This is a genomic window from Winkia sp. C0117E2 (assembly GCF_056590455.1).
The window spans coordinates 168660-191686 of the sequence record NZ_JBWPWD010000001.1 but is presented as its reverse complement, the minus strand read 5'-3'; the positions used below and the strand labels follow the sequence as shown (position 1 = coordinate 191686).

At 53.2% G+C, this 23027-nt stretch carries 18 protein-coding genes, 6 tRNA genes and 2 pseudogenes; 15 read left to right on the top strand and 11 right to left on the bottom strand.

Features of this window, described 5'->3' with window-relative positions:
* Positions 1-7 precede the first annotated feature (7 nt).
* The 3 genes from AC1EKG_RS00880 to AC1EKG_RS00870 are packed head-to-tail and all read left to right on the top strand — an operon-like array spanning position 8 to position 3052.
* On the top strand, positions 8-1468 hold the full coding sequence (locus AC1EKG_RS00880; protein WP_004805090.1) for a SpaH/EbpB family LPXTG-anchored major pilin: 1461 nt from the start codon (positions 8-10) through the stop codon (positions 1466-1468).
* 10 nt (positions 1469-1478) lie between these two features.
* Entirely contained in the window at positions 1479-2333 is an 855-nt protein-coding gene (locus AC1EKG_RS00875) for a class C sortase (RefSeq protein WP_048707344.1), read from the top strand.
* The gene (locus AC1EKG_RS00870) at positions 2330-3052 is read left to right on the top strand and encodes an isopeptide-forming domain-containing protein (RefSeq protein WP_004805094.1); all 723 of its coding nucleotides are present in this window, start codon (positions 2330-2332) and stop codon (positions 3050-3052) included. The genes AC1EKG_RS00875 and AC1EKG_RS00870 overlap by 4 nt, the downstream gene beginning before the upstream one ends.
* 124 nt (positions 3053-3176) lie before the next feature.
* On the opposite strand, the gene AC1EKG_RS00865 is transcribed toward AC1EKG_RS00870, so the two are convergent.
* On the bottom strand, positions 3177-3362 hold the full coding sequence (locus AC1EKG_RS00865; RefSeq protein ID WP_141740509.1) for a hypothetical protein: 186 nt from the start codon (positions 3360-3362) through the stop codon (positions 3177-3179).
* A gap of 414 nt (positions 3363-3776) precedes the next feature.
* Here AC1EKG_RS00865 and AC1EKG_RS00860 point away from each other — a divergent pair.
* The 7 genes and pseudogenes from AC1EKG_RS00860 to AC1EKG_RS00830 all read left to right on the top strand — a co-directional run.
* Positions 3777-4430 (top strand): annotated as a pseudogene (locus tag AC1EKG_RS00860) (Rib/alpha-like domain-containing protein); the annotation flags it as partial.
* Between the two features lie 361 nt (positions 4431-4791).
* Entirely contained in the window at positions 4792-4914 is a 123-nt protein-coding gene (locus AC1EKG_RS00855; protein WP_256172931.1) for a hypothetical protein, read from the top strand.
* 117 nt (positions 4915-5031) lie between these two features.
* Entirely contained in the window at positions 5032-5292 is a 261-nt protein-coding gene (locus AC1EKG_RS00850; RefSeq protein WP_004805099.1) for a hypothetical protein, read from the top strand.
* Positions 5293-5345: 53 nt separating this feature from the next.
* Positions 5346-5942, top strand: a pseudogene (locus tag AC1EKG_RS00845) (hypothetical protein); the annotation flags it as partial.
* A 347-nt stretch (positions 5943-6289) separates the two neighbouring features.
* Positions 6290-6589: a sortase gene (locus AC1EKG_RS00840; RefSeq protein ID WP_081499142.1), complete on the top strand. Its 300-nt coding sequence runs from the start codon at positions 6290-6292 to the stop codon at positions 6587-6589.
* Positions 6590-6989: 400 nt separating this feature from the next.
* Positions 6990-7964, top strand: a complete 975-nt coding sequence (locus AC1EKG_RS00835) for a nucleoside hydrolase (RefSeq protein WP_004805102.1) — start codon at positions 6990-6992, stop codon at positions 7962-7964.
* A 192-nt stretch (positions 7965-8156) separates the two neighbouring features.
* Positions 8157-8663, top strand: coding sequence for a GNAT family N-acetyltransferase (locus AC1EKG_RS00830; RefSeq protein ID WP_004805105.1), 507 nt, complete (start codon positions 8157-8159; stop codon positions 8661-8663).
* Positions 8664-8950: 287 nt separating this feature from the next.
* On the opposite strand, the gene treZ is transcribed toward AC1EKG_RS00830, so the two are convergent.
* The 4 genes from treZ to AC1EKG_RS00810 all read right to left on the bottom strand — a co-directional run bounded on the left by treZ (position 8951) and on the right by AC1EKG_RS00810 (position 15534).
* Complete coding sequence (treZ, locus tag AC1EKG_RS00825; RefSeq protein ID WP_004805108.1) at positions 8951-10660, bottom strand: malto-oligosyltrehalose trehalohydrolase; 1710 nt, start codon at positions 10658-10660, stop codon at positions 8951-8953.
* Positions 10657-13143, bottom strand: a complete 2487-nt coding sequence (gene treY / locus AC1EKG_RS00820) for a malto-oligosyltrehalose synthase (RefSeq protein WP_053086206.1) — start codon at positions 13141-13143, stop codon at positions 10657-10659. Before treY ends, treZ begins: the two co-directional genes overlap by 4 nt.
* Before the next feature lie 8 nt (positions 13144-13151).
* Complete coding sequence (glgX, locus tag AC1EKG_RS00815) at positions 13152-15314, bottom strand: glycogen debranching protein GlgX (protein WP_004805113.1); 2163 nt, start codon at positions 15312-15314, stop codon at positions 13152-13154.
* Between the two features lie 148 nt (positions 15315-15462).
* Positions 15463-15534 (bottom strand) — tRNA-Val (locus tag AC1EKG_RS00810).
* Between the two features lie 215 nt (positions 15535-15749).
* On the opposite strand from AC1EKG_RS00810, the gene AC1EKG_RS00805 reads away from it, so the two are divergent.
* From AC1EKG_RS00805 to AC1EKG_RS00785, 5 genes are all read left to right on the top strand, one after another.
* Positions 15750-15822, top strand: a tRNA-Gly gene (locus AC1EKG_RS00805).
* A 1-nt stretch (position 15823) separates the two neighbouring features.
* Positions 15824-15898 (top strand) — tRNA-Val (locus AC1EKG_RS00800).
* A 269-nt stretch (positions 15899-16167) separates the two neighbouring features.
* Positions 16168-16240: transfer RNA gene (locus AC1EKG_RS00795), tRNA-Gly, on the top strand.
* Positions 16241-16268: 28 nt separating this feature from the next.
* A tRNA-Cys gene (locus tag AC1EKG_RS00790) sits at positions 16269-16339 on the top strand.
* A 1-nt stretch (position 16340) separates the two neighbouring features.
* Positions 16341-16412 (top strand) — tRNA-Val (locus AC1EKG_RS00785).
* 27 nt (positions 16413-16439) lie between these two features.
* On the opposite strand, the gene AC1EKG_RS00780 is transcribed toward AC1EKG_RS00785, so the two are convergent.
* From AC1EKG_RS00780 to AC1EKG_RS00755, 6 genes are all read right to left on the bottom strand, one after another.
* A complete protein-coding gene (locus AC1EKG_RS00780; protein ID WP_141740508.1) occupies positions 16440-17492 on the bottom strand; it encodes an ABC transporter ATP-binding protein in 1053 nt (350 codons plus the stop codon).
* Between the two features lie 14 nt (positions 17493-17506).
* Positions 17507-19069 (bottom strand): ABC transporter permease family protein, encoded by a 1563-nt coding sequence (locus AC1EKG_RS00775; RefSeq protein ID WP_141740507.1) that lies wholly within the window; start codon positions 19067-19069, stop codon positions 17507-17509.
* The gene (locus tag AC1EKG_RS00770; protein ID WP_081499143.1) at positions 19057-20025 is read right to left on the bottom strand and encodes an extracellular solute-binding protein; all 969 of its coding nucleotides are present in this window, start codon (positions 20023-20025) and stop codon (positions 19057-19059) included. The genes AC1EKG_RS00775 and AC1EKG_RS00770 overlap by 13 nt, the downstream gene beginning before the upstream one ends.
* Positions 20026-20067: 42 nt before the next feature.
* Positions 20068-21447: an MFS transporter gene (locus AC1EKG_RS00765; protein ID WP_004805121.1), complete on the bottom strand. Its 1380-nt coding sequence runs from the start codon at positions 21445-21447 to the stop codon at positions 20068-20070.
* A gap of 107 nt (positions 21448-21554) precedes the next feature.
* A complete protein-coding gene (locus AC1EKG_RS00760; protein ID WP_004805123.1) occupies positions 21555-22241 on the bottom strand; it encodes a response regulator transcription factor in 687 nt (228 codons plus the stop codon).
* On the bottom strand, positions 22238-23017 hold the full coding sequence (locus AC1EKG_RS00755; RefSeq protein WP_004805125.1) for a sensor histidine kinase: 780 nt from the start codon (positions 23015-23017) through the stop codon (positions 22238-22240). The genes AC1EKG_RS00760 and AC1EKG_RS00755 overlap by 4 nt, the downstream gene beginning before the upstream one ends.
* Positions 23018-23027 lie beyond the last annotated feature (10 nt).

Here is a 23027-nt window from a genome sequence, read left to right as displayed (position 1 = left end):
GAGAAAAATGCTATCCCTACGACGAATTAGGAGAGGCGTAGCAGCGGTGGCTTCTGCCGGGTTGCTAGCGCTGGGATTGGGGACGGTAGCGCCAGTATCAAATGCGGCTAACGTAATCGATCCGAATGCTACCTACGCAATAACTGTTCACGCGCAGAAAGGACCTGCGGGCAATACCGCAGCCACCGGTACTGCGGCCGATAACCCGTCCCATGAGGTAGTGGCCGAGGCAAAGTTCAAGCTGGAAAAGTCCACGCTGGACGTGACCACCGGGGAAGGATATGCCCAGGCAAAGGAAGGGAAGTTCGGCACTGCCGATACTACATTCATCGGGGGTGCCGAAAAGGCTACCGGCACAGATGGAACAGCAACCTTCGCCGGGTTGAAACCGGGCTACTACAAACTGGTCCAAACCAAGGCTCCAGTAGGGCTTTCACCAGCGAAGGACAGCTACATCTTGGTGCCTCTGACAGACCCGAATACCGGCACCTATATGGACACCATTCACGTGTATCCGAAGTCCACTGACGCAGGTACTGTTATCAAGAAGGACATTACCCCGGAAACTTCTTTGGTCACAAAGGGATCGACGATGGAGTTCCAGATCGATGCTTCTATCAGGACCCTTGCTACCGGACACAAGTTCGACAAATTCGTGGTAACAGATACCCCTATCACCGGCCTGGAGATCAATGGTGAAAAGGGCAAAGTTACGAAGGTTGAAATTGTTGACACCGCAGATGCGACTGTTGCAGCGGAGACTTTGGTGGATAACGATTTCCAGGTTACTGATGGTGCCAGTGAAAACGTGCAAAAGAAGGTTGTGACTCTAACTGACACAGGCCTAGAGAAAGTTAGTGCCAAGCAAGGGAAGTTCCTAAGGGTAACGATCCAGGCGACAGTAGCAGCTGACGTGAGCGAGAAGGTTTCCAACTCGGCTTCTAACACGAATAAGGCCGATGACGAGACTTCGGACACTGAGGTTTCTACCCCCGGTGGCGACCAGACTCCCACGACACCTATGGGTAAGCTGAAAATTTTGAACTTTAAGACAAATACTACTGAAGCGCTGACCGGGGCCAAGTTCAAGGTATTTCTTTGCGAGGGCACGGAAGGCGTAACCGGGAACGCACTGAGCATTGAAGGTAAAGACGAGTTTGCTGCCAATGAAGTTGTGGGACCACTTCGTGCACTGAGTACAAAGAAGCTATGCGTGAAGCAAACGGTCGCTCCTAGGGGCTATGAGCTCAACCCGGCTGCCACCCAGGTTACTTTCGATGAAGCAGCCATAAAGGCGGCTCAGAAGGCAGACGCAGACAAGGCCGTTATCGCGACCGTATACAACTCGGCTACAAGCGAGTTCACCAGTAAACTCCCGCTAACTGGTGGACTAGGAATCGTACTTTTCGTGCTAGCCGGTGCCGGCTTGCTGACAACTGCCTACAGCAGAGCCCGAAAAGACGCATAGAGGAGGAGCCTTGAAAAAGGGGGTAGATACCTGGCGCTCTAGATTCGTAACGGTGCTGCTTACGGTGATGGGCATTATTGTGCTGGCGTATCCTGTGGTCGCGAGCCAATGGAATAATGCGCGTCAGCAAGCTGTTGCTAGGCAATACGCGGTCTCGGAGCGCCAGGTACCACCCCAACTCTTAGAACGAAGCCTTGCGCGGGCTGAACAGTATAATCGTCAGGTCCCGGGAGCTCCCATTTTGGATCCGTGGCTTGCGCGAGTTTCTAAAACTAATAATCCGTATCAGGAATATTTGCACCAGTTGAACTTGCTCCCAGAGATGGGGCGGTTGATCATTCCAAAGGCGCACATAAACCTGTCGATCTACCACGGCACAACGGAAGACACTTTGCAAAAAGGTATCGGCCATCTATATGGATCTTCGCTGCCAGTTGGAGGAGTCGGTACCCACGCGGTATTGACCGGGCATTCAGGCCTCTCGAGCGCTACCCTGCTAGACAATCTTTCCAGCGTTCGACGAGCCGACGAAATGTATGTGCAGGTGGCAGGCCGCAAGTTGAAATACCAGGTGCATTCCATCCAGGTGGTGCGTCCAAACGAGGTCTCCTCATTAGCCCGCGTTCCAAACAAGGACCTTCTCACGGTGATCACGTGTACCCCCTACGGGATTAACTCTCACCGGCTTCTGGTAACCGGCCATAGGGTACCACTGGATCCGAAAGGCCTTCCGGAAGTCACGGGAATGCGCTGGTCGTGGTGGATGATCCTAATTATCTGCATTTGTGTTGTGGCTGCGCTGCTACTTATGCGGTGGCTAGTAAAAAAGACGGCTAAGGACAAGCTCGAAGGAGGGAAATCATGAAGCGCGTGTTACTTGGAGTAATTACTGCACTGTCTACTTTCACCTTTACAGCAAGCGCTTTTGCGGCGCCTCCTGTAATCGGTGATGGTGATGGTTTAGACACGTCGGCCATAGATGTAACTGAGCGCGGTACGCTCACGGTAATAAAAAGTGGGGACAACCCGTTTGATGATCCGGTGCCGGGTGGTAAGCCAAATGGTCCGGTCGAGGGCCAGCAAATTCGCATTAGCAAGGTGCCAAATATATCGCTGCAGGGTGCTAATTGGCAGGATTTGAATAGGCTGCGACTAAAGGAGCTTGCGCCAAAGGCACTGCCGGTGACAGTCGCTGTAACTGATGAGGCCGGAAAAGCAGTGTTTCGGGATTTACCAGTAGGGATGTATTTAGTAGATGAACTATCACCCGCAGATACCACCCATAAATATAGGCAGATTGCGCCTTTCCTAGTCACTATTCCCATTGCCGACCCGCAACGGGCGCAGTGGAGCTATCGCTTCGTAGTTACTCCGAAACTAAACTCGGAAAAGCCAAAGATTACTAAGACAGTGCCGATCCCGGCGAAGCAAAAGTATGCCTCAAAAAATGGAGCCTTACCAATGTTGAGCAAGACAGGTTCCTTTGGTATTGGGATCTGTCTACTAGCAATGGCAGCTATCGTCGCTGGAATTGGGGTATGCCGGCGGAGGGATTGCATGACTAATACTCGTGAAATAGCATGATGCCGGGTGGTTTGGTCGTTCTCTCTGGTCTTGGGAAAATGGCAGTAACGTCACCCATATATGGACATAACCGCCACTGTACAGGCAGATTTAGATCTAGACGTGCTGCCATTATTGCGGGCTACTACACCGGTAGGAAAAGGAGCAGCAGTACATGGTGTACGGCCCCTACGCCATCGGTGGAGACGGCATCCCAGATGTCGTAGAAAATTCTTAAGGAAATAACCTTCTGGCCGGAGACGTCCACTACAAGAAGACAGACGTTTTCTACGGGCAGATATCTAATACCATATATAATACCTTCCCCCATTTCCCTAAAGGAAAGCTGGCCTTCGATGATTAAAAACCCGATCATCCTTGGTCATTTGTAGAAGATCCAGATGCGGGCATATTTACTGATGTGCCTGCAAGAGAGATGAGCTTTGCGATCGTAGGGAACTCAAACGGTTATATGCAATCTGCCGGGCCGAATCCACGTGAGGGGCAATACTATCTAGATCCGAAAACCGGACAATCCCAAATGGGCCCCAAGAAAGCTGACGTTGGCAGAAAACTTGAATTCAAGATTCGTGCCACCTACCCGCCCGCTTCCAGATGTCGCCCCACAACTTAGTAAGGACACCACCTTCAAAGTACGAGTGCGAAAACAATCGGACAACTTTGCCCCCTGCATACCGAGACCTGAGCGTCGGAGGAATGCACCAGCGGAAACTTCGCCCCGCCTGCGGATCCCAAAGCGCGCCTGCCTATCGGGAGCACATTTGCCGTGCTGACAGATCTGAAACGGCCAGTGCCAAACTGGGTAAGCATTAATGGGGATACCGGTCAGATTCGGGTGAGCCCACCGCTAAATACCGCGGGCCAGCATCTGTCCATTCCGGTACTAGTAACCTATCCGGATGGCTCTACAGATGAGCTAGCTGCAAACCTAACAGTTACCGCTCGTGTTGCCAGGTCAGGTGACCTGAAGCTGAGCATATCCGAAAAACAGATTAGCTCTATCGTCGGCATGCCCCTATATGCGCCTGTGCAGATTGAAGCCTCCTTGATCGCTTCTAATAAACAAATACGGCTAGAAATGGCTTGCAAGAAATCGGATGCGACCTCGGTATGGTTAGGCGGAATTGGCGGAATCGAAATGACGCCCTCGGTTAAGTGGAAGATAGCCAACTTGGACCAAGAGATGGCAAGACGGGCATCAGGAGAGAGGATTTTTCGCCTCATCTACAGCGAGGACGGCATCAAAGCCAAGACTCAGGCAAGTCTGACAGGGCGGTTCATTCAGGCAGGCAAATACAAATGTGCCGTTTATGCAACCAGCGCTCCGGAAGCTCCAAGACAGATGAAACTCGACGAAACCGGACAGCTGCAAGGATGATCCCCATTCGTTTCGCAGCGCTCAATCCTCTGGGAATCGGTCACCTCCCAAATGGATGTAGCGCAGCCTTTCTCACTGCCCCGCACTGGCGGGGCGGGGTGGACCTGGTGCGCTGGGCTAATTGCCTTGTTGGGCACAGGTGGAATTAGTGCCTGGATAAGGCGGCTCACAAAGAAGACCAGCCGGTCATAACACCATAAAAGGAGTATTAAGATGCGAAAGCTTAAAGAATGCTGGTGGCGCTCTTGTTGTAACCATCGGACTCGTTTGCGCCGGCGCGGCCGGTGCAAACGAGTCCGAGAAGCCGGTTGCGCCGTGGCAAACGGGACATTCGGAAACTGGCCCAATCACGATCCACAAGTTGAAGGAAAGTGCTCAGGATCCGGTTAAGGGCGCTACTTTTACTGTCACGCCAGTAAATAAGGTAGGTGGGAAGACTGTAGACCTGAATACGATCGACGGCTGGAAGACACTGGCACACTAGGTAGAAGCTCTAAATTCCCGTACGGAAAAGAACATTGAACTCGGTACCGCGAACTCGCAAGTAACCGATGCGCAAGGCAATGCTTCTTTCTCTAACCTGAACCTAGGCCTATAAAAGGTGGAAGAGACTGTAGTCCCTGCAGGATATTCCTCGGAGGTAGAGCCCTTCTACCTAACGGCTCCCCAGATCACCGGCACGGCGGCCAAGGCTACCAACTTTGAATACAACATCACCGTGCAGCCTAAGAACAAGGATCTGACGTCGGAAATTACCAAGAGCGCTGATACTACCAAGACGGTGGGCGCCGGAGACGACATTTCTTACACCATCACCTCTAGGGTGAACAAGAAGAAGGTTGGTGACAAAGCCGTACAGTAACCGGGTATGCAGTCTTTGACGACGCGCTCCAGGCGGCTTACAAGACGCCGGGTGTAGATTCAGTTAAATCGGTGAAGATCGGCGGCACTGTACTGCAGAAGACCACCGATTACACGGTAAGCACCGAAAACAAAGCCGATGGTCTCCTTCGGATCAAAGTCTCGTTCACAAAAGATGGCCTAGGCAAGATTGCAGCAGCAGTGAACGCTGATTCTGAAGCAAAAGTTGTCGTAGCCATGAAGTTCAAGGTGGCTGATCAGCCGCCGGCAGAGGTGGAAAACAAGTTTGGTTTTGTCCCCGGCCACGGAGAAAATGAACCGTCCTCTCCCGAGGATGTACCACCAGAATCAACAAACCCCAAGACCAAGTTCGCCGATTTTCAGATCAAGAAGGGTAAGGCCACTGACACGGCAAACGGTGTCCTGAAGGATGCGAAGTTCAAGGTTTTTGTGCGTAGCGGAGAAGTAACTTTGTATACCGTGACGGACATCAATCACGTCGCAGTTATCGAAAACGTGGCCAAGGCGGATTCCGGTTTCTGGTTTACTCTCCCGAAGACCGGTGCCGCGGGCATTATCATCTTCGCTCTTGCCGAAGTTTCTTTGGTGGGAACGTGCTCTGTAATGCTCTCCCGCATGAAGACTGCATAAAGGCAACACAATATTGATATGTGAGGTCAGGAAACTGACCTCACATATGTCTATAACTAGTATGAGAAAAGCCCGTGTACTAATCTCCTCTACTATCATTTTATTTGGCATAATGGCATTGGTTTATCCTGTTATTTAAACGTTGTGGAATAACTGCGAAGCAAAAATCGTTTCCCAAAACTACGCCGGGCACTTGTCAACCGAATCTGCGCAAGTATGAAAGCCGTACCTTCAGGCGGCTAGAAGATACAATGCTGCGCGGAAGGACTTCCGGTTCGTGGACCACTATCAAGGGGAAAACAATATGCAAGCGACACCGGATTACCAGCTCTACTTGAACACTTTGAATGATCCTGCAGGAACAATTGGGATCATTAAGGTGCCGAAGATCGGATTTAGTCAGCCTACCTGTCGTAGTAGTTCTCACTAGACCTTACAGCGTGCTGCCGGCCACCTGTACGGCTCAGACCTGCCTGCGGGAAAAAGCAAACCGACACAGCGTGGTTACCGCGCATACTGGCCTAGCAAACGCGACAATGTTTGACAAACTCACTTCTGTGCGTAAAGGCGATTACTTTTACATAGAGGTGCAGGGCGAACCTTTAAAATACCGAGTCGTTGATATCTATGGGTTGCGTCCTGAGTAGATATTTCTGTTGCAGCGTAGGCTAGGGGAGGATCTAGCAACGCTCGTCACGCGCACTCCATACGGGGTAAATTCGCACAGATTATTAGTTACAGGCAGCAGAGTTTTTCCTGACCCCAAACATGTGCCGCCACTAGCATGGCAGCTGCCTGGGTGGGTGGCTCTTTTCTTGACTGCAATTGCTGTATATATCGTGAACCGGATGCGGTTACTGAAACTTAATAGACAAAATATTGAAGTTCCTACAGGGGTGAAAATAAAAAATCTGCCTGAAAAATAGACAATTCCCATCGCAAAACTCCTACCAGCTTTGTAGTCGCGGATAGAGATCACTAGAGGTACCTGCCTTACCGTCAGGAAACATGCAAAACGTGCCGTTATAGTTGGCTGGGGGAGGAAACATGGAAAAAGTACCGTTTATTCTTGACACCGACACAGCCCAGGACGATTGTGTAGCAATCTTGGTAGGGCTCTTGGATGAACGCGCTGATATGCGGGCAATAACTATGGTGGCGGGCAACGTCGGATTTGAGCGCCAGATACGAAATGCTCATATGACGCTAAACGCCGCTGGGGCACTCGGGCGCGTCCCAATACATGTAGGGTGCTCGCAACCCTTGCTTCGGCCATGGGTATCTGCTGAAGAAGTACACGGTGACGGTGCCGGCGGCCTGAGCATCGATTTTACAAAGACACGTCTCGAGGACGAACACGCGGTGGACGCCCTCATCCGAATCACGGCGGAAGAACCTGGAAAAGTTAGTGTGGTGGCAATTGGACCGCTGACGAATATCGCGACTGCCATAGCAAAAGATCGCAACTTCGTGAAGAACGTCAAGAGCCTTTACATCATGGGTGGTTCTAACAACGGACGGGGCAACACCACCTCCTCGGCAGAATTCAACTTTTATGTGGACCCAGAGGCTGCGCAGATGGTATTCACGTCTGGCTTCGCAGACATTCACGTTCTGACCTGGGACCCCGTGACGCTCGAAGATGCCACGATTACGCGTAGTGAATACTTGCAGATGACAGACAAGGGAACGGTCCTAGCAAAATTCTTCAAGAAGGTATGTGATACCACCCTTGACTTCAATGAGTCAGTGGGGGTTGATGGTTCCACTCACCCCGATTCGGTGACCTTGTCCTGTTTGCTTCATCCCGAGCTAATCTTGGATGAAAATACTTATAGAGTAGATGTTGAAACCTCTTCGGAACTCACTCGGGGATACTCAGCAATGGCATGGGACAAGTTTGCCCGCCCAGCTAACGCGCACGTCATAGAGAAGGTGGATAAGAAGGCATACTTTGAGCATTTAGATCAGTTGCTGCAGATAGATACCGAGCCGAATCTTCCCTTTAAAGGAATGGAATAAGACTGAATAATCGGACAATCGGGGAGGCGGTGAGAGCGGTAGAACTGCCGTAAAATTGTGCCGTAGCTTAAAGCAAACTACCAGGTAAACGCCATGTTAGAAAAGTATCACTTCCTAATCGGCCAGTAGGTTAGACCCTCCCAATCGTGTAGAGTCAGTTCGTAGACAAATATTTCCGAAGGGATAACATCCATGGATATTGAAATTCGTCACTCCACCATGGACGATCTGCCAGTCATAATGCAGATCATAGATTTTGGTAAGGAAGCCCTACGCGCCCAAGGGGTAGATCAATGGGAAGGCGACTACCCCAACGAACACACCATGATGCAAGACATCGAACGCGGTATTTCCTATGTGGCAACGGCTGACGGGAAAGTGGTTGGTACGGTCTGTCTTGACCCCGAACCAGAACCGGCTTACGACAACGAAGAGCTCCACTGGAAAACTCCCCGCGAAGGTACCCTGGTGGTGCACAGGCTAGCGATCTCAAAGGATTCCCAAGGGCTTGGAATTGCCTCGAAGCTTCTGAAATATGCAGCTGAGATATCCCCCAATGGGAACAAGCGCGGTGATACCTCTGAAGAGAACAAACGTATGCGCGCAGTCTTTGAAAAAGCCGGCTACCAGCAGGTAGGCCTGGTAGAATATACCGAGGACGGGGGCCGTATCTGCATGGGGTATGAATACCTTGCATAAAACGCCATTGCCGCAACCATAAGCGCAAAGAAAATGGTTCCTACGCCTGCTACGAGGCCGAATAGCACGTTAGTCCTCGACTTGTTGCGGGCGTAGGAATCTCTGCTTTTAATCCATTCTTTCAACGAATCGCTACACGCTGGGTGAGCCATAATTTGCGGTTGCTGCGTGCGGGCTAGTTCAACTAGTTGCTCGCTGGTGTAGGTATCTCGGAGCGTCCTTGCCTCCTTTGTCCTGCCAATAATACTTTTAAAATCGGTAAAGAGCTACAAGCAGGTAGGCAAGACTCAGGGCTGGTAAATAACTGCCACAGATTTCGGCGCTAGGGTAACTGCATTGCCTTGGACAGAAGCATTCCAAAGTAGTGATTTACAAAATTTCGGTAGCGCAAAGCCTATCTCGGTTTGGTCCAGGTTCACGTGTACCTGGACCCGGCCTCGATCCAAAGTAATTTGTCCGCCCTCGCGGTGTAGCCGGGTAGGTACCTCTGTACTGGCAAGGTGGTAAAGTTGCCGCAGACTAATGAGCTTTCGGTAGAACTTGACCATTCGTGCGCCGGCAGCAGATCGAGCCGCAGGCCAATCTAAAATTGCCTTCTGGTGGGTAGCAAGATCCTGGGGATCAGGTACCCCATCTGCCCACCCCATACTCGCAAATTCCCTGGCCCTACCAGCACTTACGTCACGGGCAACGTCCTCATCAGTGAAGGACGTGAAGAAAGTGAAGGGGACCTTTGTATGCCATTCTTCGCCCATAAAAATTAACGGAGTGAATGGACTTAGCAGCAACATTGCCGCCTCAGCAGCCGCCTCGGCCGCGGTAAGATTCGGGCGATCTCCCATACCCCGGTTTCCAACCTGATCGTGGTTTTGATCGCAGGCTACCAGACGCCATCGGGCAACATTGCCGGCCGGGCGACCCCAGTTTCTTTTTCGGAAAGAAGAATACGTGCCGTCGTGGTAGAACACCTGCTCGTACACCTTCCGCAGCGCATCGGGGTCAGAAAAATCCTTATAGTAGCCCTGTGATTCCCCAGTAAAAGCAACATGTAACGCGTGATGAATGTCGTCATCCCATTGGCCGTCCATTCCCATGCCGCCTTCGGTTACTGGCGTGATCATCGAAATGTCATTTAGGTCTGACTCGGCAATCAGAGTTAGTTCCCGCCCTAAAGTCTGTTCAAGGTTATTCACCAGCTGCGACAGCTCCTGCAGAAGATGAACCGGAGAATCATCTTTTATGGCATGTACGGCATCCAGACGCAACGCATCTACTCCAAAGATCGCGAAGAGTCTTAATGCAGCATGCAATAGGTATTCACGCGGTTCGGGTAGACCTTGCTGGTCGACATTCAGGCCATCGCCCCACGGCGTGCTATGCCTAGAAGTGAAATACGGTCCGAATTGGCCCAAATAATTTCCCACAGGGCCCAGGTGGTTCAAAACTAGATCAATGCAGACGCCGAGCTGCAACTCATGCGCTGCCCGAATAAAATCAATAAGACCGTCAGGGCCTCCGTAAGGGGCGTGCACGCTGAAAGGATTAATCCCGTCATAGCCCCACCCAACATTGCCATCGAAAGCACTTAGGGGCATCAGTTCCACGCAGGTTACCCCCAGTTCTTTCAAATAAGGAAGCTTTTTGGCAGCAGCTGCAAGTGTACCTTCGGGAGTAAAGGTTCCCACGTGAAGTTCGTACATTACCCCTCCCAACACCTGCACCTTTGGCAAGGGGCCAGGCGAGGCCGGAGCGCACCACGTGCGGGAAGGGCCGTGTACTGAGGTAGGTAGCAGGCTAGCACGCGGGTCCGGCAGGCAAGGGCCCGAATCTAAGGAGAAGGCGTAGTCGGTGCCATCTGGCAGTGGGGTAGGAGCCACCCACCACCCCGACTGGCGCCGACACATCTCGGTACGCCCCCGTTCAGTCACCAGCTCGACTTTGCTCGCCGCCGGTGCCCACACGGGGACTCGTCCGCAGCCGATCTGTCGAAGATTCATGTCAGCTCAGTCCGAACCAAGATCTCGACCGTGGAATTTCCTAATACCTCCGAAAGAGGACGGACGCCGCCGCACACCTTCTGGTCATGGAAGATCGATGCCCATTCTCCCTCGGGAATCCCAACGGTGTGTGAGTGCCAATTATCCTTGTTAGCGAAGGTTCTAGCTGCAATAACTACCACCTGAGGAGTGCCCACCCCGCGTGAGAAAGCCAGGGCATGAGAGGTAGAAACTGGCAAGGCCGCATAGTCTGACTCAGCGGAAACAAAAACATTGGGCAGCTTGGCTCGCAGTGCCAGGATGCGTCGAACCAGGTCCAGCTTCTCCTCGTCAATATTTTCCGGAGCCCAGCCAGAGAGCAATCGTTCTAAGGACTTCTTACGTGCGTCAAAGTCAACCGGCCGCCGATTGTCTGGATCAACCAGGCTTGTCCCCACCATCTCGGTGCCCTGATATATATCTGCTACACCGGGCATGGTCAGCTGAAGTGTCTTAGTAGACAAAATTGCTGCCTTTGTGCACTCGGCGGTTTCTTCCCGCCAGCATAAAACCAGCTCCCTAACAGCGGGATCCTTCAGCACATTGCGGGCAAACTCGGTCATGCGCTTTTCGCGGGAGGCAGCGGTATCTATCCAGCTCGTCCACGTCTTCTGCTCCCGCGCGGCCTTCAACAGGTAGCCTTCCAGCCTATCGAAGCTAATAGGCCCTGCATCTGACCATGTCCCCACTAAAGTCTGCCACAGTATGTATTCGATCCGCCCGTCAAGATCTCGTGGCCTGTAGGAATTAGATGCTTCGCGAAGATCTGCAACCAGGTTTGACCATTTGTCGGGAAAAGACGCAATGGTATTCAGCCGAGCGCGCACGTCCTCGCCCCGTTTTGTGTCATGGGTACTGCCACAGGTCATCGTTGCCGGCCACTGCGCAGCTATGTAAGCAGCGTGCCGGTGCATCTCGTCGACACTGATGCCAAACTGGGAAGGATCAGACCCCACCTCCGTAAGCGAAAGTAGATGGGTCCAGCGATAAAAAGCGGTGTCCTCTACCCCCTTCGCCATCACCGCACCACACACCTGCTGGAATCGAACTAGCACCTCCGCCTTCTGCGCTGCCGATTCATAATTACCGGCAGAACCAATCTCGTCTCCTAGGACCAGTGCCACAATGACATCCATCGTGTCCGAGAGGTCTTCGGGAAGTTCCTTCTTCGCCCTCGCAGCCGCCTCCTGGACAACAGCCCTAGACAGGGCAGGGGCACTTTCAGAGGGCACGACATAGGCACGATATCGATCCATTTGAATGATCAACGTTCGCAGACAGGTAATAAGCCCTCTGAAGGTGTGATCGCGCAATCGGAAATCTTCCAAGCAAATATTCCAGATGACGTTCCCGAGTCGGCGCACCTCCGCCGCAAGCGAAGTGTCGATAATCTGCGCTTTTGCCTCGCGTACGATCTGCCTGTAAGAAGAGGGCGAATCGCCACTTACCTGCGCCATGACTGCCCCCAGGGAAAGAGCAGCCGACTGGTTCACATTTAGAGCGTTAAGTCGCCAGGCCGTGTCGTACCCAGTGGTGCCGCTTACGGGCCAATCTGAGGGCATCTGCTCGTTCGCTTCCAAAATCTTTTCAGCCACTATCCAAGCCCCTCCCGTTGCTTCAGACAAGGCCCGAAAGTATCCCCGCGGATCAGCTAGCCCATCGGGATGATCGACCCGGAAGGCGTCAATAAACCCGGCATTGAACAGTTCCAAAAGGAGCGCGTGCGTCGCATTGAACACCTCGGGCAGCTCAACCCTTATCCCGGCTAGTGACCCCACATCGAAGAATCTGCGATAATTCAATTCTTCCGAGGCGACCTTCCAATGCGCTAGGCGGTAATGCTGCCGTTCTACCAGCACTTCCAGAGGCAAAGACTCGGTACCTTCGGCAACAGGAAAAACATGATCGAAGTAGCGCAATACCCACTGCTGACCACGATCCGGCTCGGTGGGCACACGCATCTTGACAAGCTCCAGCTCTCCAGCAGCCAACACCTGGCCGATACGAGCACCCAAAATCGGCATCAAAATTGGCTCGTTTACCTCAACATCGAACCAATTCGCATACTCGGATTCGAGGCCACGTTTTAGTACCGACCACATGGCCCGCGAGTGCCATACCGGGGTTGGGACTGCCATATGATTTGGTACCACGTCGACGATCACCCCAAGGCCTGCCTCGTGGGCGGCGCTGGCTAGTTCCTCAAATGCCTTGCGCCCGCCTATCTGCCGGGAGACGTGGCGGTGATCAACCACGTCATAACCGTGTTTAGAACCAGGAGCTGCCTGCAAAATAGGGGACAGGTAGATGTCAGTAACCCCCAACGCCACCAGGTAATCCAACACTCCAATAGCATCTCTGCAGGTGAAATTCTCATTCAGCTGCAGTCGGTAGGTGCTAATGGGAAGGCGTTTCCCCGGCTTGGGTAAGTGGGGGTGAGACATGGCAACTCCTATTCGTTGTGTACCGGAGGAAGGACCTTTTCTACGCTCACGGTAGGGGCGTCCTCGCCCTCCTCACGGGTATGTTCCATGACCAGCACTGACCTGTTGCGAAGACAGATCTTGTCACCGGCAGAGAAGTCGGTATCGACATGCTGTTCGTCGGTGTCGAGGCACACAGTCCACGACTTGCCGTACTCTTGCGGCGGCAGCGTAAATTCGATGTCCTCGGGGGCTGCATTCATAAGCACCAGAAAATCTGAGTCAACAATACGATTGCCCATATCGTCAGGTTCGCCAATGGCCAACCCATTCAAATAGAACATCAATGTGCGAGCGTAGGCTGCGTCCCAAGATTCGGCAGTCATGTGGGAAGAATCTGGGTTCATCCACTCGATCTCGCCACGCTCAGATTCTCCACCTTGTTGCGGGTTGCCAGCGAAGAAACGGCGCCTGCGAAATACCGGGTGTTCCCGCCGCATCCTAATCGCCCTCTTCGTAAAATCGAACATTTCCGAGGACGTATCCGTCTCTTCCCAGCTCATCCAGGAGATCTCATTGTCCTGACAGTACACGTTGTTGTTGCCGCCTTGGGTGCGAGCAACCTCATCTCCGTGCGAGATCATGGGAACGCCCTGAGAAACCATCATGGTGGCGATGAAGTTCTTCCGTTGGCGCATCCGCAGATTCAGTACCTCGGGATCGTCTGTCTCACCCTCGACTCCGCAATTCCACGACAGGTTGTTGTCAGAGCCATCCCGGTTATCCTCGCCGTTGGCCTCATTGTGCTTTTCGTTATAGGAAACCAGGTCGTTCAGGGTAAATCCGTCGTGAGCAGTGACAAAGTTGATCGAAGACATAGGTTTGCGGCCATCGTCTTGGTACAGATCAGAAGAACCTGCCAATCTGGAACCGAATTTTGCCAGGGTGGAGAATTGGCCGCGCCAGAAATCACGCACCGTGTCGCGGTAAGACCCGTTCCACTCACTCCAAAGGACTGGGAACTGGCCCACCATGTAGCCGCCCTCGCCTACGTCCCAAGGCTCGGCAATAAGCTTTACCCTAGAGATAATTGGATCTTGGTGGATTAGTTCAAAGAAAGCAGAGAGCTTATCTACTTCGTGGAATTGGCGGGCCAGGGTGGAAGCCAGATCGAAACGGAATCCGTCTACGTGCATTTCAGTAACCCAGTATCGGAGCGAATCCATGATGAGCTGCAGTACTGCAGGCGAGCGCATTAGCAGCGAGTTGCCTGTTCCGGTAGTGTCGAAGTAGTGGGCTTTGTCTTCATCTACCAGCCGGTAGTAGGAAGCATTATCAATGCCTCTGAAAGATAACGTTGGCCCCATATGGTTGCCCTCGGCCGTGTGGTTATAGACGACATCCAAGATCACCTCAATATCTGCGTCATGCAGAGCCTTCACCATCTGCTTGAATTCCTGCACAGAACTGCGCGGGTCGGAGGAGTAGGCGTTATGTGGGGCAAAGAAACCAATAGTGTTATAGCCCCAGTAGTTTGAAAGGCCACGCTCTTTCAGGCTGGAATCGTTTACGAACTGGTGGATCGGCATCAGCTCGAGGGCGTTGACGCCTAGTTCTTTTAGATGCTCCACTGTAGATGGGTGGGCGATAGCTGAATAGGTGCCGCGAATATCCTCTGGGATGTCTGGATTCAGCATGGTCAGGCCGCGCACGTGGGCCTCATAAATTACGAGCTCATGGTAGTCATGTCCCGGAGGACGATCATGGGCCCAGTCAAAGAATGGGCTGGAAACGAGCGACAACATAGTAGAACCAAGAGAATCTTCCGTGTTGCGTTCGTCAGGATTGTCGAAGTTGTAGGAGTAGACAGAATTAGAATTTTGAACTTCGCCTTCAATTGCCCTGGCATAGGGGTCAAGGAGGAGCTTTGCTCGGTCGCAGCGATGTCCGGCAGCTGGATCAAAGGGCCCGCTGACTCGGTAGCCGTAGCGCTGTCCGGGGATAATCCCGGGAATGTAGCAATGCCACACATTGTTGTCGCACTCTGTAAGTTTTATGCGTTCTTCAGCGAGATTGTCGTCTATCAAGCAAAGCTCAACGGATTCGGCAACGGACGAGAAAAGGGCAAAGTTTGTCCCTGTGCCGTCATACGTTGCGCCTAATGGGTACGGAACTCCTGGCCTAATATTCATACCTTTAGGTTCTCACGTTTTGGTCATTCTGGCCTCCGAAGAGCGAAAATGCGCCAACTTGGGACTCTCTTGCAGCGGCCAATTGCAGCCAAGAAGTGGGGAAGAGGAAGTTAAACAAGAAAACCTCCCGTCTAAGGGAGGTTCATTGTGGGCCATACTGGGTTCGAACCAGTGACCTCTTCCGTGTGAAGGAAGCGCGCTACCACTGCGCCAATGGCCCGGCGAAGAGAAACTTTAGCAAAAAAATGCTGGGCATCAAAATCGCTGCGGCCGATATTTGAAAGGAGTGGGCTCTTAGTGGAGTTTTCCGTTGTAATTACAGGAAAAATTGGCAAACGTGTTCGGACTCACGTCCAATCTGATTTTATTTTCAGCGCCGTCCCATGCTAATGTTCTTCTCGCACCTGTTGAGCCGAAAGGTTCTCAGGATGGCACGCGGATGTGGCTCAGTTGGTAGAGCATCACCTTGCCAAGGTGAGGGTCGCGGGTTCGAGTCCCGTCATCCGCTCGGGCGATTGGCGCAGCGGTAGCGCGCTTCCTCGACACGGAAGAGGTCACTGGTTCGATCCCAGTATCGCCCACCACCAAACCCGGCGTAGGCCGGGTTTTTTTACGCCCTCCCGTAAGTCTGCAAAAGCGCTCTACTTTCTTCTTGGCATCCCTTGTGCTTATGTTGTGAGCTGCCCATCTAAGGCCTCTTCCTTGGCGTCGGGGATGAATCGCTTGAAAACGGCCGGTAAAGGGCAGGTGAAATGGGGTTTGGGTGCGAGCATGAGCAATGCCACACTCAGATTTTTGCACCTGAGCCAAAAATTGCGTAAACTTTCATGCGTGCCAAGCGGCACGACACATTGCGGATGTGGCTCAGTTGGTAGAGCATCACCTTGCCAAGGTGAGGGTCGCGGGTTCGAGTCCCGTCATCCGCTCTAGGAGACCGAATAGGGATCCTTCTCCGGTGGGTTGGCCGAGAGGATAGGCAGCGGCCTGCAAAGCCGTAAACACCGGTTCGAATCCGGTACCCACCTCGGGCGATTGGCGCAGCGGTAGCGCGCTTCCTCGACACGGAAGAGGTCACTGGTTCGATCCCAGTATCGCCCACTATCCGGCTTCGGCCGGTTTTTTTGTTTAATCTCTATGGTTGGCTACCGGTAATGCCCACATCAGGTCCGCATTTATCTTCATCCTGACTGCATCGGCGGGGGCTGGAACCGGCCCGTCTGCGGGAACTTCAACCGAGATGCGCCCCTGCTCGGTTTCCACTTCGCAAAGATAAGCGCCGCCAAGGTAAGAAGTAGAGATAATCTGGCCGACTTCTTCCTTTATGTGAACTCGTTGCGCCCTAGCGGGGGTAAGGGTGATGCAATTCGGATGTCCTACTAGGACAGCTCTGCCATCTGTGAGCGCAGGGTGGGCAGGTACCTGCACGCGTTGGCCTAGTACGGCTGTAGACGCTAGTAAGTCTCCGCCACTTGGGCACATGTGCACGGTGGCGTACAGGAGCACTTTAGCCCCCAGGTGCTTGGCAATTTCCAGGGTGTTCGGGCTTTCAAATACTTCCTCTGGCAAATCATCTTGCAGAATACTTCCGCCCTCTAAGTAGATGATGCGATCGCCCATTTGCATCGCCTCTACAGCTGAGTGGGTAACGAAAATGCTTGCAGCCCCCAGGTGTCGATGTACCCGGAGGATTTCTGTGCGCATCCTGGCTGCGGAGACGGTGTCCATGTGGGCGAGTGGTTCATCAAAAAGCAAGATTTGCGGTCGAGCCACCAGGAGCCGCGCCAATGCTACTTTCTGTTTCTCACCCGCTGAAAGAGAGTCTGGATGCCGCTCGCGCAGGCTAGTTAGGCCAAGGGTGGCAAGGCTAGTTTCAACGCGCTCTGTTGCTTTTGGAGCTGGCAAGGCAATATTTTCAGCAACTGTTAGGTGCGGAAGTAAACCCGGGTCCGACAGGAGTAGACCCATCTGCCTCTTTTGGGGGCTGAGCGAGGTCACGTCGGTGCCGTTGACGTAGATTGTTCCCGCTGCGGCCTTTGCGAGGCCGCACAGAGCTCTCAGAAGGCTTGATTTGCCAGCGCCGGAGGGGCCGACCAATACGACCATTTCAGAAGGGGAGACGTCAAAACAGAGGTCGGCAACCAGGGTCTTATCACCACTGGTTACGCTTAGGTGGTCCACTTGTAAGCCTTGCCTCACGGTAACCTCCTAACAGAGCGGTAGCGTAGCACCGGGTAAAGCGCAGCAGCCAGCAGGAATAACAGTATCGCCATCGCAAAGGTAAGGATGAAGGCGTCTGCCACCCGACCATGGTCAAGTAGCCGAAATAATAGGGGCACCACCAGAGGCACGTCGGGGGAAGTAACCCACATGAGGGGTGCGGAGGCGGTGGCGGCCATCGCTAAGGAGATCACTACTGCTAAGAATGCGAGGGTTCGTAGTTGTGGCAAGTAAGAAATCGTGAACGCTCTAGTGCGCGAATATCCCATTACCCGTAACAGATCAATGCTGGTGCGGTCTATTGATGCTGCGAATGCGCGAATAGCGAAGTAGAGGAACGGGCTTAGCGAGGTTACATAGGCCATCACGGTCACAAACCAGTCGGAGTCGGTACCAGCCACTGCACTGAACAGAGGAGTAGAGGACATGTATGCGAGGGATAGCGCTGTGCCCAGCGTGGCTCCCGGGGTACCTAATAAGATAAGGAAAAGGAAATCTAAGACTCTCACAGACCTACGCCGCCTGCCTAGAAAGAATGCAAGGAGTGCGATGAATCCCGCCACGGCTAGGCCTACTCCAGCAAGCACTACCGTAGTGGCGATCGCGCGAACATCTAGGCCACCTGCTGGGCTGGCGCCGCCGCCGATGATGAAGCTTGCAAGGGAGTTGCCTACCAAAATGACGAGGGCGAGGGCTGTAAATATCTTGGCAGTTTTAGAGTGTATTAGGGTGATAGGGCGGGCAGGAAGTGATTCAGAAAGAAGCGCCTGCCTAAGGAAAACCAATCCCTTGGCGTAGTAGAACAGTCCTACTCCAATAGCTAGACAGATCGATAAAGCGGCCAGGATGAGTGCGAGCAGGGCCGCTTGATGCAGCGAAACTCCCGATCCTACGGCTAGCCAAATTGAGTAGGCGGCGTTTGGAATGGGTAGGGGTAAGAGGGCGGGAACCAGGGGATCAGAGATAGTTAGCACAAACGTGAGTAGCGCCGCGGGAGGTAAACAGGCTAATGCCGGTTTTGCGGCGCAGTGATAACAGATCGCTAAGTCTGAGATGCCCACGGCGCGCAAATTGTCCACAACGGAAGGAGAAACTTTGGCCAGTGATATACGCATCGCAAAATAGGTGAGCGGCAGATAGGCACTCACGTAGCAGGCGCCAGCAATCATAATTACTACGTTGGAGTGCCACAGTTGGGAGCGACTGAAGAAGATATCACCTAACCACTGGTATGCCTCGGCGTGAATAAATGGGGGAAATGCCACGCCGCTTGCTGCTAGCAAGTCTGTCAATGGCCAGAGTTTAGCGGGAAGAAAGCGGACGGCAGCTGCGGCTAGAGTGCCCAATAGCAGAGCAACTATCGAGCATAGGAAAGCGAAGGCAACCGAGCTCGCTAGTGGAAGGATAATCGCGCTGAGATCTGCCGGCTGCCCTGCTGCCTGTACTAGCGCCCAACCGGGCAGAAGCACCAGGAGGGCGAAAGTGGCCCAAAGAAGGGCCCACTCAAGTGCTGCTGCCGTCTTTTTCATCGCTGCCATCCCTTTGCCCGGAACCACTTCAACCAGTTCTTGCGCCCTTTCGCCGCCTCGGCTACGTGGATTGGGAACACATGTACGGGCTTGTCTGCTAATTCCTTATCGAGGGAATTAGCAAAAGTGCGGTTGGTCGGTGACTGAGTCACTTTGCCCCGCTGAAGTATCTGCTGGCCGGGCTTTGCCAGCAGCCAGTCCAAAAAGTCCTCTGCTTGCTTTGGGTGGGGGGCTCCTTTCAAGACCCCGGCAGCGCCTATCTCGAAAGTGGTTCCGTCCTTGGGGTAGTGCACTGAGAGACCATTTGCCACGCAATAGGGGACGAACGAGATGGCGATATCTGCCTGTCCACTGGACACGACAGAGGCGGGAGCGGTCCCCGAATTGGTGAATCTGCCTACGTTGTTGTAGATGCCCTCAAGCGTCCTCTTCGGATTCTTCTGACTTTTTTCGGCAACTTGAATTAGAGAGTAGGCAGTACCGGAGCTAAGTGGAGAAGAAGCAGAAATTCTTCCTGTATATTTTGGGTTTGCTAGGTCTGCCCAAGAGGAGAGGGCGAGCCTAGAATCAGGTGCAGTGCAAACGGCAAGGAGCGATCCGTAAACCCCAAACCATTTGTGCTGGGGTGATTGAAAGTGTCTACTTACCTGTTTTGCCGAGGCTGGCATGCTTTCTTGCAGTAGGCCTTTAGCAGCTGCGAGCTCGTAGTTTTCTGAAGGGCCGCCAACCCACAAGTCGAATTCCGGATCAGTTTTCCGGGACTGCAGCCTGGACAATGCCATAGAGGTGGGCAGTCTTAGGAAATGAACCGAAATATTTCTGCTTTCGGAATATGCCCTGGCCCAGGCGGCACAAACCTGTTCGTCGTTTGAACAGAGCAGCCGCAGTTGCGGCGTTGTGCTGCATGAACAAATACTGGCAGCCACAAGTGCGACTGCCAGCAAGAGTCCTAATTGCTTTCGCATAAGAATAGTCTAGGTGGGCGGCGCCCACCTAGACTATTCCACTTACTTCTGGGAGGCGAGCTTTTCCGCGCGTCCTGCCATGATGGCCTTCTCGTCACGACCAACGATGGCAAAGATGACAACGGTCAAGACCGCAAATACTACGAAAACGCCGAAGGTCACGTTCCAGCCGAAGTTATGCACGATTAGGCCAACGCCGGTGGAGGCAAGGGTTGCTCCTAGCAGATAACCGAATAGTCCGGTGAATCCGGCTGCGGTACCAGCGACATTCTTTGGCGACAGGTCAATTGCCTGCAGGCCGATCAGCATAACTGGACCGTAGATAAGACCGCCGATCAGAGCGACCAAACCAATCAGAATGGGCATAGGGGTGCCGATAGGGGCAAGCCAGTAGCCCAAGATGGCGATTGCGGTCGCGACGGTAAAGAATATGCCGGCGCCAGAGCGGTAACCCTTGAAGACCTTGTCCGACATCCAACCACAGACTAGAGTGCCGAGGATGCCTGCTATCTCATAGGCGCCGATGCCGAATAGCCCAGAGCCGATCTCCGCTCCATGCTTCTCATGCAGATAAACGGTGATCCAATTCAACACGCCATAACGCAGTGCGTATACGAAGACGTTTGCTACGGCCAACATGACGATCGTGTGATTGGTCAGAATGTGCTTGAAAATCATCTCTTTAGCAGACATGCCTTCAGAATCATCGACCTCGACTTTGGCGGGATCGTTGCGGTATTCCTCGATCGGGGAGAGCCCCAACGATTCTGGAGTGTCGCGGATAAGTAGGAAGCCAATGGCGGCAACTACGAGCGCTATCGCTGCTGGGAACCAGAAAGCCGAACGCCAGTCATTCGCAGTCCAAGACAGGGCTGCGCCCACTGCGATGGGTAGTCCTGCACCGCCAACGTTGTGCGCGGTATTCCAGATGGAGGTTTTCCAGCCGCGCTCATTAGTCGAGAACCAGTGAACCAGGACACGCCCGCAGGGAGGCCATCCCATTCCTTGGAACCAGCCATTGAAGAACATGACGGTTGCGAAGATGCCTACAGAAGCGGTCAGCCACGGAATGAATGCAATAAGTAGGTTGGTGATTGCCGAGAGAGCCAGCCCAATTACCAAGAAATAGCGTGCATTAGAGCGATCGGAAAGCATCGCCGAAAAGAATTTAGAGAGGCCGTAAGCAAGAAGTACCGCATTCGCGATTATGCCTACTCCTATCTTGTCGATCCCGGTTTCGTCCATTAGGAGCGGCGCGATCGAAGAGATATTGTTCCTGATCAGGTAGAAGCCCGCGTATCCGATGAAGATGCCTATAAAGACCTGGAGGCGAAGCCGCGGGTACTTGCGGGCGACCTCGTCATCGCTAAGCCGTGGCGCGCTGGCAGGAGCCTGCAACCAGTGGGGGAGAGATGTTGCCATTTACGGCACTCCTTTGTGCAAATAGTAGGTTTGTTTCTTCTACTACAAGCCTGATACAGGCATAGGCACAAAGTACCGTCCCCTGGTAACAGTTGGTAACAGGGCTGTTACTTCGGGTGGAAGGAATAGCCCCTTCCGCGAATGGCCTTGATGGATTCTGGTGGCGCGCCGGCTGTAGCGAGTTTCTTGCGAAGCCTGTAAATCGTAGTCTTCACCATGTTCCGCCCTCCTTGAACAGAGGTCGTCTCCCATACCAGGTTTAGCAGCTCGCGCACCGATAAGGTGGCGCCGTCAGCCTCTATCAACGCAGTGAGCATAGCAAACTCCGTCTCGGTCAGACCAAGATTTGAGTTCGCGTAGAATGCCTGCCCCCGTCCTGGAAACAATACGAATTTATCCCGTTCAATTCGATCTATCCTCTCGCTCGATGGGCCCATACGTTTTAGTAGAGCGCGGGCTCGAAGCGCCAACTCTCTAGGAGAGAAGGGCTTGGGCAAGTAGTCGTCAGCTCCGGCCTCAAAACCTTCTATTCGCTGGTCCACCTCGGAGAGGGCAGTGAGCATAATAAGCGGGACCGTGGAGGTGGTTCGGATCCGCTTGGCAAGAGTAGTACCGGTGATGTCCGGCAGCATCAAGTCGAGTACCACCAGGTCGAAGTCGCGTTCTGTAAAGAGCTTCCAGGCAGCGGTCCCCGAGTGGGCGACAATGGATTCGATACCCTCGGTTTGCAGTGCGAATGAGACTATAGCGGTCATCTGCACCTCGTCATCAACCACTAAAGCTAGAGGTTTCACTTCTGCCTCCTAGGCAGTTCAACTTGGAAAAGCGTGCCGCCACCCGGGGTGGAATCAACCCTAACCCTCCCGTGGTGCACCTTCGCTATTTGGGCCACGATAGCCAGTCCCAAACCGTACGTGCCATGCGATTTCATCGGGCCCGCAAATGGGACAAAAAGATTCTTTCGTCCAGCTCCGTCAATGCCGTTGCCAAAATCTGTCACCTCTATATAAGCCATGTTGGCATGAGCGTGTGAAGACACCTCAATAGGATTAGTTCCCGAAGCGTGTCGCAGGGCGTTGTTCAGCAAATTCCAAATTACTGCCCTAAGAAGTGCCTTATCAGCCTGCAACCACATGGGCTCAGGGGTGTCTGTCAGAAGAACCGGATTGTCATTTATTGCCCGCAGCTCGCGGGCGCTAGTTCGGATAAGTTCGCGCAAATCCACCTGTTCAAACACGGGCGAAAAATTCTCTGCCCGTACCTTCTCCAGTGTTAGAAACGACTCGGCTAGGCCAATCGATCTGCTCGCGTTGTCGCTAATGGTGCGTACCAGGTCTGCCTGCTGGTCAGACAGCGTCCCAGCGTACTCATTGCGCAGGAGTTCCGCGGCGCCACTGATTAGCGAAAGAGGCGTGCGAATTTCGTGGGTTAGAACTGCGAAAGTACTCACCTGTGCCAGCGGCGCCGACTGGCTTGCCTCGCCTTTGCTGGCATTCTTTCGCCCTCGAAGATAGGCAAAGGGAAGGCCTATCAGCAAAAGCACAATCGCAAGCGCCAGTCCCCAAACCATGCCTTTTAGC

What these genes read in the sequence shown, in the direction of transcription:
- AC1EKG_RS00880 (WP_004805090.1), top strand. Translation starts at nt 8, where the DNA reads ATGCTATCCCTACGACGAATTAGGAGAGGCGTAGCAGCGGTGGCTTCT.
- AC1EKG_RS00870 (WP_004805094.1), top strand. Translation starts at nt 2,330, where the DNA reads ATGAAGCGCGTGTTACTTGGAGTAATTACTGCACTGTCTACTTTCACC.
- AC1EKG_RS00865 (WP_141740509.1), bottom strand. Translation starts at nt 3,362, where the DNA reads ATGGGGGAAGGTATTATATATGGTATTAGATATCTGCCCGTAGAAAAC.
- AC1EKG_RS00840 (WP_081499142.1), top strand. Translation starts at nt 6,290, where the DNA reads ATGATCCTGCAGGAACAATTGGGATCATTAAGGTGCCGAAGATCGGAT.
- AC1EKG_RS00835 (WP_004805102.1), top strand. Translation starts at nt 6,990, where the DNA reads ATGGAAAAAGTACCGTTTATTCTTGACACCGACACAGCCCAGGACGAT.
- AC1EKG_RS00830 (WP_004805105.1), top strand. Translation starts at nt 8,157, where the DNA reads ATGGATATTGAAATTCGTCACTCCACCATGGACGATCTGCCAGTCATA.
- treZ (WP_004805108.1), bottom strand. Translation starts at nt 10,660, where the DNA reads ATGAATCTTCGACAGATCGGCTGCGGACGAGTCCCCGTGTGGGCACCG.
- treY (WP_053086206.1), bottom strand. Translation starts at nt 13,143, where the DNA reads ATGTCTCACCCCCACTTACCCAAGCCGGGGAAACGCCTTCCCATTAGC.
- glgX (WP_004805113.1), bottom strand. Translation starts at nt 15,314, where the DNA reads ATGAATATTAGGCCAGGAGTTCCGTACCCATTAGGCGCAACGTATGAC.
- AC1EKG_RS00775 (WP_141740507.1), bottom strand. Translation starts at nt 19,069, where the DNA reads ATGGCAGCGATGAAAAAGACGGCAGCAGCACTTGAGTGGGCCCTTCTT.
- AC1EKG_RS00770 (WP_081499143.1), bottom strand. Translation starts at nt 20,025, where the DNA reads ATGCGAAAGCAATTAGGACTCTTGCTGGCAGTCGCACTTGTGGCTGCC.
- AC1EKG_RS00765 (WP_004805121.1), bottom strand. Translation starts at nt 21,447, where the DNA reads ATGGCAACATCTCTCCCCCACTGGTTGCAGGCTCCTGCCAGCGCGCCA.
- AC1EKG_RS00755 (WP_004805125.1), bottom strand. Translation starts at nt 23,017, where the DNA reads ATGGTTTGGGGACTGGCGCTTGCGATTGTGCTTTTGCTGATAGGCCTT.